Source organism: Stenotrophomonas sp. TWI809 (assembly GCF_039673205.1).
Taxonomy (GTDB): Bacteria; Pseudomonadota; Gammaproteobacteria; order Xanthomonadales; family Xanthomonadaceae; genus Stenotrophomonas.
The window spans coordinates 50,235-65,555 of the sequence record NZ_JBDJLE010000008.1 but is presented as its reverse complement, the minus strand read 5'-3'; the positions used below and the strand labels follow the sequence as shown (position 1 = coordinate 65,555).

16 protein-coding genes are annotated in these 15,321 nt (G+C 68.4%); 6 read left to right on the top strand and 10 right to left on the bottom strand.

Annotated elements, in window-relative coordinates:
* Positions 1–102 precede the first annotated feature (102 nt).
* The 4 genes from ABE472_RS08475 to pdeM are packed head-to-tail and all read left to right on the top strand — an operon-like array spanning position 103 to position 5,807.
* Positions 103–1,110 (top strand): ligase-associated DNA damage response exonuclease, encoded by a 1,008-nt coding sequence (locus ABE472_RS08475; RefSeq protein WP_313211369.1) that lies wholly within the window; start codon positions 103–105, stop codon positions 1,108–1,110.
* Positions 1,107–2,711, top strand: coding sequence for an ATP-dependent DNA ligase (locus tag ABE472_RS08470; protein WP_313211368.1), 1,605 nt, complete (start codon positions 1,107–1,109; stop codon positions 2,709–2,711). The genes ABE472_RS08475 and ABE472_RS08470 overlap by 4 nt, the downstream gene beginning before the upstream one ends.
* Positions 2,712–2,725: 14 nt before the next feature.
* Complete coding sequence (locus tag ABE472_RS08465) at positions 2,726–5,173, top strand: ligase-associated DNA damage response DEXH box helicase (protein ID WP_346466014.1); 2,448 nt, start codon at positions 2,726–2,728, stop codon at positions 5,171–5,173.
* Complete coding sequence (gene pdeM, locus ABE472_RS08460; protein ID WP_313211367.1) at positions 5,163–5,807, top strand: ligase-associated DNA damage response endonuclease PdeM; 645 nt, start codon at positions 5,163–5,165, stop codon at positions 5,805–5,807. Before ABE472_RS08465 ends, pdeM begins: the two co-directional genes overlap by 11 nt.
* A gap of 45 nt (positions 5,808–5,852) precedes the next feature.
* Here the strand turns inward: pdeM and ABE472_RS08455 are convergent, their stop codons facing one another.
* From ABE472_RS08455 to ABE472_RS08420, 8 genes are all read right to left on the bottom strand, one after another.
* Positions 5,853–6,122 carry a hypothetical protein gene (locus ABE472_RS08455; RefSeq protein WP_121038721.1) on the bottom strand — a complete coding sequence of 90 codons (270 nt, stop codon included), beginning with the start codon at positions 6,120–6,122 and terminating at the stop codon, positions 5,853–5,855.
* A 252-nt stretch (positions 6,123–6,374) separates the two neighbouring features.
* Entirely contained in the window at positions 6,375–7,622 is a 1,248-nt protein-coding gene (locus ABE472_RS08450) for an NAD(P)/FAD-dependent oxidoreductase (protein WP_346466013.1), read from the bottom strand.
* A 64-nt stretch (positions 7,623–7,686) separates the two neighbouring features.
* Complete coding sequence (locus tag ABE472_RS08445; protein ID WP_019183439.1) at positions 7,687–7,893, bottom strand: cold-shock protein; 207 nt, start codon at positions 7,891–7,893, stop codon at positions 7,687–7,689.
* Positions 7,894–7,981: 88 nt separating this feature from the next.
* Positions 7,982–8,728: an S-methyl-5'-thioinosine phosphorylase gene (locus tag ABE472_RS08440; protein ID WP_313211365.1), complete on the bottom strand. Its 747-nt coding sequence runs from the start codon at positions 8,726–8,728 to the stop codon at positions 7,982–7,984.
* Positions 8,728–9,282: a hypoxanthine-guanine phosphoribosyltransferase gene (locus tag ABE472_RS08435; protein WP_019183441.1), complete on the bottom strand. Its 555-nt coding sequence runs from the start codon at positions 9,280–9,282 to the stop codon at positions 8,728–8,730. The genes ABE472_RS08440 and ABE472_RS08435 overlap by 1 nt, the downstream gene beginning before the upstream one ends.
* Positions 9,282–10,289 (bottom strand): beta-N-acetylhexosaminidase, encoded by a 1,008-nt coding sequence (gene nagZ / locus ABE472_RS08430; protein ID WP_265309282.1) that lies wholly within the window; start codon positions 10,287–10,289, stop codon positions 9,282–9,284. The genes ABE472_RS08435 and nagZ overlap by 1 nt, the downstream gene beginning before the upstream one ends.
* A 67-nt stretch (positions 10,290–10,356) precedes the next feature.
* Positions 10,357–11,049: a DsbA family oxidoreductase gene (locus tag ABE472_RS08425; RefSeq protein WP_346463030.1), complete on the bottom strand. Its 693-nt coding sequence runs from the start codon at positions 11,047–11,049 to the stop codon at positions 10,357–10,359.
* Between the two features lie 45 nt (positions 11,050–11,094).
* On the bottom strand, positions 11,095–11,598 hold the full coding sequence (locus ABE472_RS08420) for a CYTH domain-containing protein (RefSeq protein WP_313211362.1): 504 nt from the start codon (positions 11,596–11,598) through the stop codon (positions 11,095–11,097).
* A 78-nt stretch (positions 11,599–11,676) separates the two neighbouring features.
* On the opposite strand from ABE472_RS08420, the gene ABE472_RS08415 reads away from it, so the two are divergent.
* Positions 11,677–12,288 carry a hypothetical protein gene (locus tag ABE472_RS08415; RefSeq protein WP_346463031.1) on the top strand — a complete coding sequence of 204 codons (612 nt, stop codon included), beginning with the start codon at positions 11,677–11,679 and terminating at the stop codon, positions 12,286–12,288.
* A 12-nt stretch (positions 12,289–12,300) separates the two neighbouring features.
* On the opposite strand, the gene rlmD is transcribed toward ABE472_RS08415, so the two are convergent.
* Positions 12,301–13,635 carry a 23S rRNA (uracil(1939)-C(5))-methyltransferase RlmD gene (rlmD, locus tag ABE472_RS08410; protein ID WP_346466012.1) on the bottom strand — a complete coding sequence of 445 codons (1,335 nt, stop codon included), beginning with the start codon at positions 13,633–13,635 and terminating at the stop codon, positions 12,301–12,303.
* A gap of 137 nt (positions 13,636–13,772) precedes the next feature.
* On the opposite strand from rlmD, the gene ABE472_RS08405 reads away from it, so the two are divergent.
* Positions 13,773–14,507: a response regulator gene (locus tag ABE472_RS08405; RefSeq protein ID WP_313219076.1), complete on the top strand. Its 735-nt coding sequence runs from the start codon at positions 13,773–13,775 to the stop codon at positions 14,505–14,507.
* A 70-nt stretch (positions 14,508–14,577) separates the two neighbouring features.
* Here the strand turns inward: ABE472_RS08405 and recO are convergent, their stop codons facing one another.
* Positions 14,578–15,303 carry a DNA repair protein RecO gene (recO, locus tag ABE472_RS08400; protein ID WP_346463033.1) on the bottom strand — a complete coding sequence of 242 codons (726 nt, stop codon included), beginning with the start codon at positions 15,301–15,303 and terminating at the stop codon, positions 14,578–14,580.
* Positions 15,304–15,321: the final 18 nt, after the last annotated feature.

Genomic DNA, 15,321 nt, shown 5'->3' with positions numbered 1-15,321 from the left:
ACCTCCTTGCAGACAGATGCTCCGATTCTGCCGCATCCCCCTGCAGGCCGCCGTTCATGCGGATTCTCACCTCCTGCACGAGCGCGGCGGCACAGTGCAGGCATGAACACCGATGCCGACAACGACGATCTGGTGGTGCTCCGGCCCGAGGGGCTGTACTGCCCGGCCGGTGATTTCCACATCGACCCGTGGCGGCCGGTGCCGCGTGCGGTGATCACACACGGCCATGGCGATCACGCGCGCAACGGCATGGGCCATTACCACTGCACCACGCAGACCCTGCCGATCCTGCGCTGGCGCCTGGGCGATGTGGACTGCACCGCGCACGCGTACGGCGAGCGCTTCGCCCTGGGCGACACCGAGGTCTCGCTGCATTCGGCCGGGCATGTGCTCGGCTCGGCCCAGGTGCGTATCGCCCATGCAGGCCGGGTATGGGTGGCCTCGGGCGACTACAAGCGCCAGCCCGATCCGAGCTGCGACCCGTTCGAGGTGGTGCCCTGCGACACCTTCATCACCGAAGCGACCTTCGGCCTGCCGGTCTACCGCTGGCCGGACACCTCGCAGGTCGCCGCCGACATCGTGGCCTGGCGGCGCGAGTGCGAAGCGCGCGGCGAGGCGGCCGTGCTGCTGTGCTACGCGCTCGGCAAGGCGCAGCGGATCCTCGCCGAGCTGCTGCCACTGGATGACCAGCCTGCACTGCTGCATGGCGCCATCGCCACCGGCGTGGCGGTGTACCGCGAAGCCGGGATTCCGATGCTGGCGACCGAGCCGGTCAGCGAACAGGCGCGCGGTGCCGAGTTCGCCGGCAAGTTGATTCTTGCCCCGCCCTCGGCCGCGGGCAGCGCGTGGATGCGCCGCTTCAAGCGTGCGCAGCTGGGCTTTGCCTCCGGCTGGATGCGGGTGCGCGGCAACCGCCGCCGCCGTAACTACGACCGTGGCTTCGTCGTCTCCGATCATGCTGACTGGCCCGACCTGCTGCGCACCATCGCCGAGACCGGTGCCCGCCGCGTCATCGCCACCCACGGCAATACCGATGCGCTGATCCGGTTCCTGCGCGAGCGCGGTGTCGCCGCCGAAGCGTTCGCCACCGGCTACGGGGACGAAGAATGAAACGCTTCGCCGCGCTCTACAGCGAACTCGACCGCAGCACCGCTACCGGCGACAAGCGCGCTGCGCTGGTGCGCTACTTCCAGCAGGCGCCACCGCACGACGCGGCATGGGCACTGTTCCTGCTGGCCGGCGGCAAGGTCACCAGTGCGCGGCAGAAGATCGCCGGCAACGCCGAACTGCGCACGTGGGTGGCCGAGATGTCCGACACACCGGCGTGGCTGGTGGACGACAGCTATGACCAGGTCGGCGATCTGGCCGAGACCCTCACCCTGCTGATGGACGACCCGGTGCAGGCCGGAGCGGATATCGCGCTCGCCGACTGGATCGAGCAGAAGCTGCTGCCGGTCGCCAATCAACCCGAACCGGTGCGCCACGCCGCGATCACGCAGGCGTGGCAACAGCTTGCCTTCGACGAGCGGCTGGTGTTCAACAAGCTGCTGACCGGCGCGCTGCGCGTGGGCGTATCGCAGCGGCTGGTGCAACAGGCACTGGCCGAATGGTCGGGCCTGGATATCGCGCGCATCGCCCAGCGCATGCTCGGCAGCTGGGTACCCACGCCCGGGCTGCTGGCGGCGCTGCTGTCCCCGGAAGAGCGGCCGGAAGATCGCCAGCAGCCCTATCCGTTCTTCCTGGCCTCACCACTGGAGGCGGAGGTCGACACGCTCGGGCCGATCGACGACTGGCTGCTGGAATGGAAATGGGATGGCATCCGCCTGCAGGTACTGCGCCGCCAGGGCGAGGTCGCGCTGTGGTCGCGCGGCGAAGAACGGCTGGATGGGCGCTTCCCGGAGATCGAAGCGGCGGCGATGGCGCTGCCCGATGGCTGCGTGATCGATGGCGAACTGCTGGCCTGGGCCGACGGCGATGATCTGCCGCTGCCCTTCACCGCGCTGCAGACGCGCATCCAGCGCCTCAAGCCTGGCCCCAAGACGCTGCGCGATACGCCGGTGCGCGTGCTCGCCTACGATCTGCTCGAACTGGACGGTGACGACCTGCGCGCCTTGCCGCTGTCGCAACGGCGTGCGCGCCTGGCCGAGGTGCTCGCCACGCTGGCCGACCCGCGCCTGATGCTGTCGCCGGCCGTCCGCGTGGCCGATTGGAGCGCGGCGGCCGCGCAGCGCGATCTGGCCCGCGAGCGCGGTGTGGAAGGGCTGATGCTCAAACGCGGCGACTCCGTCTACCAGGCCGGGCGCCGACGCGGCGACTGGTGGAAATGGAAGATCGCCCCGCTGACCATCGATGCGGTGATGATCTACGCGCAGTCCGGCCACGGCCGGCGCAGCACGCTCTACACCGATTACACCTTCGGGGTGTGGGACGGCGAGACGCTGGTGCCGGTGGCCAAGGCCTACTCGGGTCTGGACGACAAGGAAATCCTCGCGCTGGACCGCTGGATCCGCGCGAACACGATCGAGCGCTTCGGGCCGGTGCGCAGCGTGCGTGGCGAGCAGGTGTTCGAGCTCGGCTTCGAAGCGGTGAACCGCAGCAAGCGTCACAAGTCCGGCATCGCCGTACGCTTCCCGCGCATCCTGCGCTGGCGGCATGACAAGCCGGCCAGCGAGGCCGACACGCTGGCCCAGCTGCAGGCGCTGGCGCGGTGACGCGACGCGAGGCCATGGCCCGCCTGACGGCGTGGTTCGCCAGCCGGGGCTGGGCACCGTTGCCCTTCCAGAGAGCGATGTGGCGGCATTACCTGGCCGGCGGGTCCGGCCTGCTGCACACACCGACCGGCAGCGGCAAGACGCTGGCGATGTTCGGTGGGCCGCTGCTGCAGGCACTCAACGATCCACCGCCCCGAACCACCCGCGGCCGCGCGAAGACGCCCGTACCGGTCCTGCAGGTGTTGTGGATCACCCCGCTGCGCGCACTGGCCGCCGACACGGCGCGCGCACTGCGTGAGCCGCTGGATGCCCTCGGGTTGGACTGGCAGGTGGGCCTGCGTACCGGCGATGCCAGCGCGCGCGACAAGCGCCTGGCGCGTGAAGGGCGGCTGGATGTGCTGGTGACCACGCCCGAATCACTGGCGCTGCTGCTGAGCTATCCCGATACGATGGCGCGCCTGCAGCACCTGCGCTGCGTGGTGGTGGATGAGTGGCACGAACTGCTCGGCAACAAGCGCGGTGTGCTGCTGCAGTTGAATCTGCGCCGCCTGCGCGATGCCCTGCCCGCGCTGCAGGTGTGGGGGCTGTCAGCGACGCTGGGCAATCTGGACGAAGCGCGCGAAGTGCTGTTGCCCGATGTGCCCGATGCCCCGCTGGTGGCTGGTGCGCGGCCGCGCCCGGTCAGTGTGGAAACGCTGCTGCCCGCGCAGGGCGAGCGCTTCCCGTGGGCGGGCCATCTGGGTCTGTCGCAGTTGCAGCGCGTGCTGGAAAAACTGCTGACAGTGCGTACCAGCCTGCTGTTCACCAACACCCGTGCCCACGCCGAGCTCTGGCACCAGGCGCTGTCCGCGGTGTGGCCGGAAGACCCGGCCACGCTCGCGCTGCACCACGGCTCGCTCGACCCGGCGTTGCGCCGCGCGGCCGAGGAAGGCCTGCGCGAGGGCCGGCTGCGCTGCGTGGTCGCCACCTCCAGCCTGGATCTCGGCGTCGATTTCCCCAATGTCGACCAGGTCCTGCAGATCGGCAGCCCCAAGGGCATCGCACGGTTGCTTCAGCGTGCGGGGCGCGCCAGGCACCGCCCCGGCGAATCGGGCCACATCGTCTGCGTGCCCTCCCATGCGCTGGAGCTCATTGAGTACGCAGCGGCAAGGCGCGCGCTCGCCCACGGCCACATCGAAGCACGCCGGCCGCTGCGGCTGTCCCTGGACGTGCTGGCGCAACATGCCGTGAGCTGCGCCCTCGGTGGCGGCTTCGATCCCGATGCGCTGTTCGAGCAGGTACGGCGCACGCATGCCTTTGCCGGGCTGGACCGCGCGCACTGGGAGGGCGTGCTGGAGTTCATCGTGCAGGGCGGGCGCGCGCTGTCGCAGTACCCGGACTTCCACAAGGTCGTGCGCGATGACGATGGCCTCTATCGCGTGCATGACCGCCGCGTCGCGCTGCGGCATCGATTGTCGATCGGCACCATCACCAGCGATGGCAGCGTCATGGTGCAGTTCCTGCGCGGCGGCCGGCTCGGCGCGGTGGAGGAACAGTTCCTCAGCCGGCTGCGCCCGGGCGATCGCTTCCAGTTCGCCGGCCGCCTGCTGGAACTGGTGCGGCTGGAGAACCTGACCGCCTACGTGCGCGTAGCGCGCGGCGGCGATGGGGTGGTACCGCGTTGGCAGGGCGGTCGGTTGCCGCTGTCGGACGCGCTCGGGCATGAAATGGAAACCGTGCTGGCCCACCCGCCCGAGAGCCCGGAGATGCGGTGGTTGGCGCCACTGTTGGCGCTGCAGATGCGCCTGTCGGCCCTGCCCGGGCCCGAGCTGCTGCTGGTGGAGCATGTCCGCCGGCGCGAAGGCCAGTTCGTGTTCGTGTATCCCTTCGCCGGCCGTCAGGTCAATGAAGGGCTGGCCGCGTTGATGGCGATGCGCTGGACGCGCCTGCAGAGCAATACGTTCGGTTACGCGGCCAACGATTACGGTTTCGTGCTCGCCCCGGCACGTGCGATTGAGATCGATGCGGCGCGCGTGCGCGCGTTGCTGGAACCGCAGGGACTGCTTGCGGATCTGCGCGAGAGCCTCAATCTGGGCGAGCTTGCCCGACGCCAGTTCCGCGACATCGCGCGCGTGTCCGGCATGCTGGTACCCGCGCTGCCAGGGCGGACACCGCGCAGCCTGCGTCAGCTGCAGGCCTCCAGCGGATTGCTGTACGACGTCCTGCGCCAACATGATCCGGATCACATCCTGCTGACGCTGGCCGAACACGAAGTGCTGCACGATCAACTCGATCTCGACAGCCTGGCCCGCGCCCTCACCACCTGCCAGGCGCGCACGCTGAGCCTGCAGCATCCCGCCAGCTTGGGCCCACTGTCCTTCCCACTCTGGGCCGAGCGGCTGCGCGGCCAGCTCAGCAACGAAGACTGGAAGACCCGCGTCCTGCGCGCCGCACAGCAACTGGAGAAGCGCCATGGCGCCTGAACTGCCGATCACCCTCGCCGGCGAGACCGTCCATCTGCTTGGCGCGCGTGCGCTGCATTGGCCGGCACGGCACGCACTGTTGATCGCCGATCTGCATCTGGGCAAAGCCGACCTGTTCCGGCGATCGGGCATCGGCCTGCCCAGTGGCGGCACCTCCGATGATCTGCAACGGCTGGGCGCGATGGTGCAGCACCACGACGTGCGCCATCTGTGGATTCTCGGGGATGTCCTGCATGGCGCGGCGCATCGCGCGGCGTGGTACCGGCAATGGCAGGGATGGCGCGAGCAGCATTCCCACCTGTGGATCGGCGCGCTCGAAGGCAATCACGACCGGGTGTTGCCCAAGGCCGACCTGGGCATCGAACTGCTCGGCGAGCGTGTGCAGGAGGGGCCCTTCCTGCTGCGCCATGCACCGCAGCGTCAGCCGGGCCTGCATGTGCTGTGCGGCCATCTGCACCCGCTGGCACGCCTGCCCGGCATGCAGCGGCGGTGGCCGTCGTTCTGGATGCGCGAGGGAATGACGATCCTGCCGGCGTTTTCCGGATTCACCGCCGGCATCGCACCGGTGCTCGGTGCCGGCGAGCAGCTGGTGGCCTGTGTCGAAGACCAGGCCATCGCGTTGCCGGCGCGCTGATTCTTACAGCGCGCGCCGTACGTGACCCCAGCTACGTTGCCTGGATCAGGCAGCCGAGGCCAACAGGTCGGGCATCAACCGGATATCCGGTGCATTCGGATTGGGCCGCACGGGTTGCCGCTGGATCGCGGTCAGCATGTCATGGGCGGCGGCACGGATGCGCGGATGGTGCTCCGGCGCGGCGTGCGTGATGAGGCTGGTCACATGGAACTCGAACACGTCTTCCATCACGTCCGGCTGATCCTCATGCAGCATCTGCAGTAGTCCGCGCAGTTTGCGGATTTCACTTTCCAGAGTTTCGGCCGAGAACAGCATTTCAATCTCCTTGGGTTGCGATCGGTCCACCGGACCGTAGGTCGCAAACGCAGCATCACCGTACCACCCCGCCGTCGCGGACCTCCACGCGATCAGGAATTGGACGCGCATCAGCGGTGTCAGCAGGGCGCGCATGGATAAGTGCGCGAGCGCTGCGTTTGCCAGAGTGTTGTCCCATGCCAGCGGTGAGTCCACCGTCAATGAATGTTATTCACGCCTTCACATCGGCGCGTGCACCGATACACAGGGTTATCAGCTGATGCCATCCGTCGCTCGCGGGGCATGCATCGCCTGCACGAACGCGGGCGACAACGGCAGTCTGCCCAGCCAGCCACGTTGGGTTCCGCTGAGCACGCGGAGCATATGCCCGCGCCCACCCGGCACGCGGCCCATGGGTTGGAACAGCACATCGCGTGCGCGCGCCAGTCCATCACGTTCGGACTGGAACAAGGGCGTCAGCCATCGACTCCAGTACTGGTAGATCGCCACGTGGGCGCGCCGCTGCACCTGGTAGGCCCGCAGCGCGACATCGGCATCGGCGTGCGCACGCAGTGCGTCGCGCAACGCCAGCGCATCCATCAGCGCCATGTTCACGCCCTGCCCCAGCTGTGGACTCATCGCGTGCGCCGCATCGCCGACCAGCACCAGCCGCCCGCGATGCCAGCGCGAGAGCACGGCGTCGCGGTACCCGGCGCGGGCCAGTTGACCCGGTTCCGTCACGCCGGCGAGGCGCTCATGCGCCTGCGGCCACAGCGTGGCGATCTCATCGAGCCAGCGGGCCATGCCGTCACGCTCCCACTGTGCGAAGCGGTCACGTGGCAGGCTCCAGAAGAAACTCAGCTGTGGCGCATCGTTGCCCGGCCGGGTCCCTACCGGCAGCAGCCCGATCATCTTGCGCGCGGCCACATAGCGTTGCCGCAGTTCATCCACGTGCGGCCAGTCGCCGCGCGGCAGCAGGCACCACAGCGCGCCCCACGGGTATTCGCGGTCCAGCGAGGTGCCCTGCACCTGCGCGCGCAGCGAGGAGGCGGCACCATCGGCCGCAATCACCAGATCGTACGGCCCGTGCCAGCGCCCGTCTGTGTCACGCACGCGTCCCTGCGCGGTGTCGACCTCGACGATGGCAGTACCGGCCTGCAGGTTGCCCGGCTGTTCCCACGCAGCTGCCAGCAGCGAGAACAACGCGCCGCGCTGCATGCCCACGCCGTACAGTGCGGCATCCAGATGGACATACCGCATGTCCATCACCGCGCGTCCGCACGGCGTCTCGCCGTACAGGCGACGCACGGCAGCGCCGTGGCGGAGCACCGCGGGCAGCAGATCCATCTGCCAGAGCACGTCCAGACCGCTGGGCTGGAGCAGGAACCCCGCACCGACGGGACCCGGGGTGGGGGCACGCTCGAATACGTGCACCTCGTGATGGTCACGTGAAAGCAGGATCGACGCTGCTTGGCCAGCGGTGCCGTAACCGACGATGGCGATGGTGCGACGAGGGGACATGCGCGGACTCACTGATGAAAAAAAACCCCGCCGAAGCGGGGTTTTCAATGCGCAGCTGAAAAAATCACTCAGCCGGCACGATGTTCGAGGCTTGGGCGCCCTTCGGGCCCTGGGTCACGTCATAGGTGACCTTCTGGCCTTCCTGCAGACTGCGGAAGCCCTTGGAGTTGATCGCGGAGAAGTGCGCGAAGACGTCGGCGCTGCCGTCCTCCGGCGAGATAAAGCCAAATCCCTTGGCGTCGTTGAACCACTTGACGGTACCGTTCGGCATGGTGATGCGAGACCTTCTTCTATGAATGGGTGGTGTACGCTCAACCAGCGCACTGGCGGAGTATGCAAACCTTGTACCGGAATGACAATCACCCCCGTGCCAATTCACCGATCAATTCGGGCAGGCCGGAGGAGGCAGCGTCCACATTGGCCAGTACTTCGGCCATCGTGATTTCATCGCCATCGCCACAGCCGGCGGCCCAGTTGGCCACAATCGCCAGGCACGCATAGTCCAGGCCAAGCTCACGGGCCAGGCTCGCTTCGGGCATCCCGGTCATGCCGACCAGATCGCAGCCATCGCGGCGCATGCGCGCGATTTCCGCATTGGTTTCCAGGCGCGGGCCCTGGGTGGCACCGTAGCAACCACCGTCCTGCAGGCGCACGCCGGTCACTTTCGCCGCGGCCAGCACCTTGCTGCGCAGCATCGGTGTATACGGGTGCCCGAAGTCCACGTGCAGCACCTCGGTACCCGGCTCTTCGCACAGGGTGGAGATGCGGCCCCAGGTGTAATCGATCAGCTGGTCCGGGCAGGCCAGCACGCGCGGGCCGAACGGTTCGGTGATCCCGCCAACCGTATTGAGCGCAAGCACGCGCTGCGCGCCGATCTGCTGGAGCGCGGCGAGGTTGGCGCGGTAGTTGATCTTGTGCGGCGGCAGCGAGTGGCCTTCACCGTGGCGCGCCAGGAAGGCCACGCGCTGGCCCAGCAGCGTGCCGACGCGGATCGGACCGGACGGCGTGCCGTACCGTGTCTCGACCTGGTGGCTGCTCACGTCATCGAGCTGGGCCAGCTTGTAGACGCCGGTGCCGCCGATGACGGCGAGAGAAATGTGCTCCATCATTCCTTCATCGCGTAGATGGCCGGCACGCAGCGCAGCGTCTCGTTGACGTCCATGCCGAACCCGAACACGTAGCGGTCCGGCAGGTCGATGCCAGCGTAGTCGGCCTTGACGTCCGGCAGCGCGCGGTCGTGCAGCTTGACCGTCAGCGCGGCGATGCGCACGTCGGTGGCACCCTGCTCCAGGCACCAGGTGCGCACGCCCTGCAGCGTGTAACCCTCATCCAGGATGTCATCGACCAGCAGCACGCGGCGGCCGAACAGCGCGGTGGCCGGCTTGTGCTTCCAGACCAGATCGCCGCCGGTGGTTTCACCGCGGTAGCGGGTGGCGTGCAGGTAATCGAACTGCACGTCCTGGCCGCGTGCGCCCAGCTCCAGCGCAAGCTGGCCGGCGAACGGCAGCGCGCCGTGCATGATCGACAGGAACAGCGGGACCTCGCCCTTGTAATCGCGCGCGATGGCGTCGGCGATGCCAGCGATGGCCTTGTCGATGGTGGGACGGTCGACCAGCAGGTCGGCCTGGGCCAGGGCCTGGGAAATGGTGAGGTTGGGCATCAGACGGTTCTTCCAAGGGTGTCAAGCAAACGGGATTGGGTGGTGCCGTGGCGGGAATCGGCCAGCAGGCCGTCCCAGCCCAGCGCGCCGCGACCGATCAGGCCGAGCAGCGCAGCGGTGTTGAGGGTGCGGCCTTCGACCGCGCGCAGTGATTCTTCCACCAGTTCGGGGTGGCAGACCAGCACCACGTCGCAGCCGGCATCCAGGTGCGCATCCACGCGCGCCTTGACGCCGCCGGCCGAGAACGAGGCGGCCATGCCGATGTCATCGGAGAAGACCACACCACGGAAGCCCATCTCCTCGCGCAGGATCTGCTGGATCCAGCGTGGCGAGTAGCCGGCCGGCTCCGGCGCGACCTGTGGGTAGACCACGTGGGCCATCATCACCGCATCGGCGCCGGCAGTGATGCCGGCCGCGAACGGGATCAGGTCCAGCGCGCGTAGTTCATCGAGCGAACGCGGGTCGCTGGCATCGTGGAAATGGGTGTCCTCCAGCACGGTGCCGTGCCCGGGGAAATGCTTGAGCGTGGCAGCCATGCCGACGCTGTGCATGCCGCGCACATAGGCAGCGGTGAACGCAGCCACCACCTGCGGGTCCGCGCTGAACGCGCGATCGCCGATGGCTAGGTTGCCACGGCCCAGATCGACCACCGGGGCGAAGCTGAGGTCCACGCCGCTGGCGCGCACTTCACTGGCCATCAGCCAGGCATGCTGTTCGGCCAATGCCAGCGCAGCCTCGGGATCGGTGGCGTACAGGGCATCGAAGCCCTGCAGCGGCGGCAGCGCGCTGTAACCGTCGCGGAAGCGCTGCACGCGCCCGCCTTCCTGGTCCACGCAGATCAGCTGCGGGCGCGGCGCGGCGGCGCGGATGGCCGCCGACAGCTCGGCCACCTGCTCGCGCGAGGCGAAATTGCGCTTGAACAGGATCACGCCGGCCACGGCGTCATGCTGCAGCCACTCGCGTTCCTGGGCGGTGAGTTCGGTCCCGGCAACGCCGATCACGAGCATGGGGTGTCTCCAATACGGGGCGCCACCATGGCGCACTGCCGCATTGTCGCAGAACCCGCGCGCAGCGTCAGACCTCGCAGCCGTCCGGGGCGCAGCCAGCGCCCTGCCCGGCAGCCCCTGCCGGCGGGGTTTCCGCCGCGATCTGGCGCAGCGCCTGGGCGAAGGCCTCCGGCGGCTGGGCCCCCTGGATGGCGTACGTATCGTCGATCACGAAGGTGGGCACCGACTGAATGCCAAACCGCTGCGCCTGCGCCAGTTGTGCCTGGATCTCCGCCAGCCCTTCCTCACCGGCCAGCAGTGTGGTGATCCGATCGGCGCTGAGGCCACCGGCGGCGCCGGCATCGATCAGGGTCTGCGGCTCGGCCAGGTTGCGGCCCTCTGCAAAATGCGCGCGGAACAGGGCCTCGCCGACCGCGGCCTGGACGCCTTCACGCCCGGCCAGCCACATCAGGCGGTGCGCTGGCAGCGTGGTGACCCGGACCTGGCCCTGGTCGAAATCCATCGGCAGGCCTTCAGCGCGCGCAGCGGTCTGGGTCTGGGTCAGGATTTGCTCGGTGCGCTCGGCACTGCCGAACTTGGCCGCATAGGCCTCGCGCAGCGGTACCGGGGTGGTGCCCGCGTCGGGATCCAGCAGGAAGGGGTGCCAGTGCACCTCCACCTCGGTGGCGTCATCCCCCAACAGCGCCAGGCCCTGCTGGAACCGGTGCTTGCCGATCCAACACCAGGGACACACCACATCCGACCAGATATCGATTTTCATCTCGCCAGATTGTGGGTGCTGCGCGGCGTTTACAAGGTCTGGCGGTCAGCCGCGTTCAGCACTGGACCAGCGTGAAAACGGATGGGCAGCCAGCGCCAGATTGTAATAACGGACCTCGTCGGTGACCTCAGCGCCGGCCCAGTCGGGCAGCGTGATGGCCTGATCGGCGTGCTCGAGCTCGACTTCGGCCACCACCAGCCCGGCGTTTTCGCCCAGGAACTCGTCCACTTCCCACAGCAGCCCCTCGTGCTCGACCAGATGCCGACGCTTGTCGATCAACCCGCCGACACACAGCGCCAGCAGCGCGCGCGCATCGTCCACCGGGATCGGGTAATCGAACTCCTGCCGGGTATGCCCGATCTCGCGCGATTTCATGTTGAGGAAGGCCTGCTCGCCCTGGATGCGCACGCGCACCGAGGCTTTCTGTGCGCCGCTGTCCAATGAGGCGGTGTCGTTGAGATAGCCCTGCGCCATCGGGATCACCGCGTGCGCGGCAGTGCGCCAGCCCTCACTGGTGACGAGGTATTTGCGTTCGATTTCAATGCCCATGCGCACAGTATGCGGCGATCACGATCATGCGGCCACGGCCTGCTCCTATACTGGCCGGCTGCCCTGCAAGGACGCCCGATGAAGCCGCTCTTCCCCACGCTGTTGTTGACCCTGCTGCCACTGCCCGGGTTCGCCGCGACGCCGCCCACGCCTGCGCAGATCGAGGCGGCGATCATGGCCATGATCGAGGCGGAGAAGACGCCGGCAGCCTCCGCGCAGGATCTGCTGCTGCAATCGATGTTCACCCCGCGCGGGTTCGAGCATGGCCCGTGCTTTGCCAGCACGACGGTCACCGGTGCCTACGAGTGCCTGGTCGGCATGGAGATCGGGCTCAAGAACCGCTACCGGATGCTGCGCTTCGTTCCGCAGGGCATGGGCTGGGCGATGCAGCGGGCCGATGTCGATGCGCCGGTTCCCCCGCGCGAGCGTGTCCGCGAACTGCTCATCGAACAGCTCGGTCATCGTGCCGCATCCATCACCGATACCGCCGCCCGCGACGAACTGCGCGCCTACCAGCAGCGCGTGCAGATTCTTGCGGTCGACGACTGCGAACTGCACAGCACGCAGTCGCCGGACATCCGCTGCGATATCACCGCGGGCGATGACACCGAGCGCGGGACCTACCCGCAGACCTATGTGTTCGACGCACAGGGCCAGTGGCAGAACGCCGCACCGGGGAACGGCCGGTAAGCGCGAACGCCGTCAGCGCTTTTCGAACACCGCGATGCTTTCCACGTGCGCGGTGTGCGGGAACATGTCCATCGCGCCGGCCGAGACCAGGGTGAAACCCTGCTCATTGACCAGGTAGCCGGCGTCGCGCGCCAGCGAGCCGGGATGGCAGCTCACGTAGACGATCCGCTTGAACTGCTTCAGCGGCAGCTGCTGCAGCACTTCAATGGCGCCCGAGCGCGGCGGATCCAGCAGCAGCTTGTCGAAGCCCTGGCGCATCCACGGCGTCTGGCGCTGGTCCTGGGTCAGGTCCGCTGCGTAGAATTCGGCATTCCCCAGCCCGTTGCGCACGGCGTTCTCTTTCGCACGTGCCACCAGGCCGGCATCGCCTTCCACACCGACCACGTTGCGCACGGTGCGCGCCAGCGGCAGGGTGAAGTTGCCCAGCCCACAGAACAGATCCAGCACGCGCTCGTCCGCGCCCGCATCGAGCAGCGCCAGCGCGTGGGCGATCATCTGCACGTTGAGCTTGGCGTTGACCTGGATGAAGTCCAGCGGGCGGAAGGCCAGCTCGACATCCCACGGTGCCAGCTTGAACGACAGCGGCACCTCGGCCGGCCACAGCGGGTGCACCGACTCCACGCCGCCGGGCTGCAGCGAGATCGCAAAACCATGTTCCTGCCCGAAGGCGGTCCATGCGGCGCGGTCAGCGTCGCTGAGCGGTTGCATGTGGCGGATGGTCAGGACGATCGCGTCATCGCCGGCGATGAATTCGATCTGGGGGATATCGCGCTTGCCATCGAGCGTCTCGATGAACTCGGACAGCACGCCGACCTTCATGCCGATTTCCGGGATGACGGTCAGGCACTGGCTCAGGTCCGCGACGAAGCGCGGATCCAGCTCGCGGAAGCCGACCAGGGTCTTGTCCTTCTTCTCCACGCGGCGCACCGAGAAGCGGCCCTTGCGGCGGTAGCCCCAGCTGTCGCCGACCAGCGGCGGCAGCACGGTGCCCGGCGTGACGTGGCCGATCCGGGTCAGGTTGTCGATCAGCACGCGCTGCTTGGCCACGATCTGCTGCGACTCCTCCAGATGCTGCAGCACGCAGCCGGCGCAGACGCCGAAATGCGGGCAGTGCGGGGTCACCCGCTGCGGCGAGGCCTGTACGACCTCGAGGGTCCGGGCTTCATCGAAATGACGATTGCGCGCGGTCGGCTCGGCGGTCACCACCTCACCCGGCAGCGCGCCGGTGATGAAGGTGACCTTGCCACCCTCGCCGTCGCGGCGGGCAACGCCACGGCCGTCATGGCTGAGGTCGAGGATGTCGGTCTGGAAGGGGGTTCGGTCGAGGCGGGAGCGGGTTCGGGCCACGTGGCAACAGGCTGCGGGCAAAAAGGGTGCGTATTGTCGCAGATACCAACTGCAAGCTGAGCCGCTATGCCGCCGGGAGGCTTGCGGCGGGCCACTTCACGTTTAAGATGGGCGCAGCTGACATGGAGGCAGCCCAAATGCAGATGACCCCGAGGGATCCCATGCCCCGATTCCTGCTCGTCGAGGACGACACCATCAGCCGCGGCTTCTTCAAGGCCGCGCTGGAAACCCTGCCGGCCCAGGTCGATACCGCCGATTCACTGGCCACGGCCATGGACCGCGCCCGCGGCAGCCAACACGATCTGTGGCTGATCGATGTGAACCTGCCCGACGGCAATGGCACCCAACTGCTGCAGGAACTGCGCCGCTCGCGTCCGGATACCCCGGCGCTGGCGCATACCGCCGACGGCGACACCTCGATCCACTCGCGCCTGCGCGATGCCGGTTTCAGCGAGACCCTGGTCAAGCCGCTGAGCCGCGAGCACCTGCTCAAAGCCGTCCGCCGCGCCCTGGTGCATACCGCGGGCAGCCTGTCGGCGCCGCTCGGCCCGGAGGCGGACGACGCTGACGGCCTGCGTCAGGATTGGGACGAAACCACCGCCCTGGCCGCGCTGAATGGGCAGCGCCACCACCTCATCGCGCTGCGCGAACTGTTCCTGGCCGAGTTGCCCGGCGTGCGCGATGCAGTGGCCCAGGCCCTGCGCGAGGACGATGTACGGGCCCTGCGTGGGCAGCTGCACCGGTTGCAGGCCAGCTGCGGGTTCGTCGGCGCCGCCCGCCTGGCGCGGGCAGTCCGGCAGCTGCACCAGGCGCCGGAGTCGACCGGTGCGCAGAACCGCTTCCGCGTGGCAGTGGACGCCCTGCTGCAGTGAGCGCGGGGCGGCAGCCGGGGCACCGGCGCCGCATGAGTTACCCCGCAAGGATCCCGCGGCCCAGCAGCGCTTACGTGCGCCGCCGGGTCAGGTCCTCCAGCATTTCCCAGGATTTGAGCCCCCGCCCGCCCAGATGGTGCATCAGCACTGCGCGCATCGGCCGGCGCAGGCTGCCCAGATCTTCGGGCCCCGGCATGTCATCGGCGGCCAGCGCCAGCAGCGCGCTGCCGGTGGCCGTACCCCGGCGTTGATCCACGCCACGGTCGCTGAGCAGGCGGCGCGGCCCCTCCTGCGGATCCAGCTCATAGCGCGCCGCCGGGTCGACCGGCTCCTCATCACTGCCATGCAGCAGATCGAAACCGAAGCCCAGGGCCTCCAGCAGGTCGCGCTCGAAACGACGCAGCGTCCAGGCCAGGGGCTCCCCGTCACGCAGCCGCGCACGCACCTGCGCGTAATGATCGTACAGCTCGGGCAGCGGATCCTGGCGGGGCGCCAGCCGCATCATCAGTTCGTTGATATAGAAGCCGGCCAGCATCGCCTCACCGGTGAGCCGGGGCGCGGCGTCCAAGGCCTCGGCACCGCGGAGCTGGGCCAGTTCGCCCCGCTGCACGGCCGTCAGGCGGATCCACTGCAGCGGCTGCAGGGCCGCGCGCAACGCCTGGCTGCGCGGGCTGGACACGCCCCGCGCCAGCACCCCGATGCGGCCGTACTGCTCGGTCAGCACCTCGACCAGCAGACTGGTTTCCCGCCAGGCCCGGGCGTGCAGTACGAAGGCCGGTTCATCGTCGATGCGCATGACTCAACCGCCCGGGGC

What these genes read in the sequence shown, in the direction of transcription:
- ABE472_RS08475 (WP_313211369.1), top strand. Translation starts at nt 103, where the DNA reads ATGAACACCGATGCCGACAACGACGATCTGGTGGTGCTCCGGCCCGAG.
- ABE472_RS08470 (WP_313211368.1), top strand. Translation starts at nt 1,107, where the DNA reads ATGAAACGCTTCGCCGCGCTCTACAGCGAACTCGACCGCAGCACCGCT.
- ABE472_RS08465 (WP_346466014.1), top strand. Translation starts at nt 2,726, where the DNA reads ATGGCCCGCCTGACGGCGTGGTTCGCCAGCCGGGGCTGGGCACCGTTG.
- pdeM (WP_313211367.1), top strand. Translation starts at nt 5,163, where the DNA reads ATGGCGCCTGAACTGCCGATCACCCTCGCCGGCGAGACCGTCCATCTG.
- ABE472_RS08455 (WP_121038721.1), bottom strand. Translation starts at nt 6,122, where the DNA reads ATGCTGTTCTCGGCCGAAACTCTGGAAAGTGAAATCCGCAAACTGCGC.
- ABE472_RS08450 (WP_346466013.1), bottom strand. Translation starts at nt 7,622, where the DNA reads ATGTCCCCTCGTCGCACCATCGCCATCGTCGGTTACGGCACCGCTGGC.
- ABE472_RS08445 (WP_019183439.1), bottom strand. Translation starts at nt 7,893, where the DNA reads ATGCCGAACGGTACCGTCAAGTGGTTCAACGACGCCAAGGGATTTGGC.
- ABE472_RS08440 (WP_313211365.1), bottom strand. Translation starts at nt 8,728, where the DNA reads ATGGAGCACATTTCTCTCGCCGTCATCGGCGGCACCGGCGTCTACAAG.
- ABE472_RS08435 (WP_019183441.1), bottom strand. Translation starts at nt 9,282, where the DNA reads ATGCCCAACCTCACCATTTCCCAGGCCCTGGCCCAGGCCGACCTGCTG.
- nagZ (WP_265309282.1), bottom strand. Translation starts at nt 10,289, where the DNA reads ATGCTCGTGATCGGCGTTGCCGGGACCGAACTCACCGCCCAGGAACGC.
- ABE472_RS08425 (WP_346463030.1), bottom strand. Translation starts at nt 11,049, where the DNA reads ATGAAAATCGATATCTGGTCGGATGTGGTGTGTCCCTGGTGTTGGATC.
- ABE472_RS08420 (WP_313211362.1), bottom strand. Translation starts at nt 11,598, where the DNA reads ATGGGCATTGAAATCGAACGCAAATACCTCGTCACCAGTGAGGGCTGG.
- ABE472_RS08415 (WP_346463031.1), top strand. Translation starts at nt 11,677, where the DNA reads ATGAAGCCGCTCTTCCCCACGCTGTTGTTGACCCTGCTGCCACTGCCC.
- ABE472_RS08405 (WP_313219076.1), top strand. Translation starts at nt 13,773, where the DNA reads ATGCAGATGACCCCGAGGGATCCCATGCCCCGATTCCTGCTCGTCGAG.
- recO (WP_346463033.1), bottom strand. Translation starts at nt 15,303, where the DNA reads ATGCGCATCGACGATGAACCGGCCTTCGTACTGCACGCCCGGGCCTGG.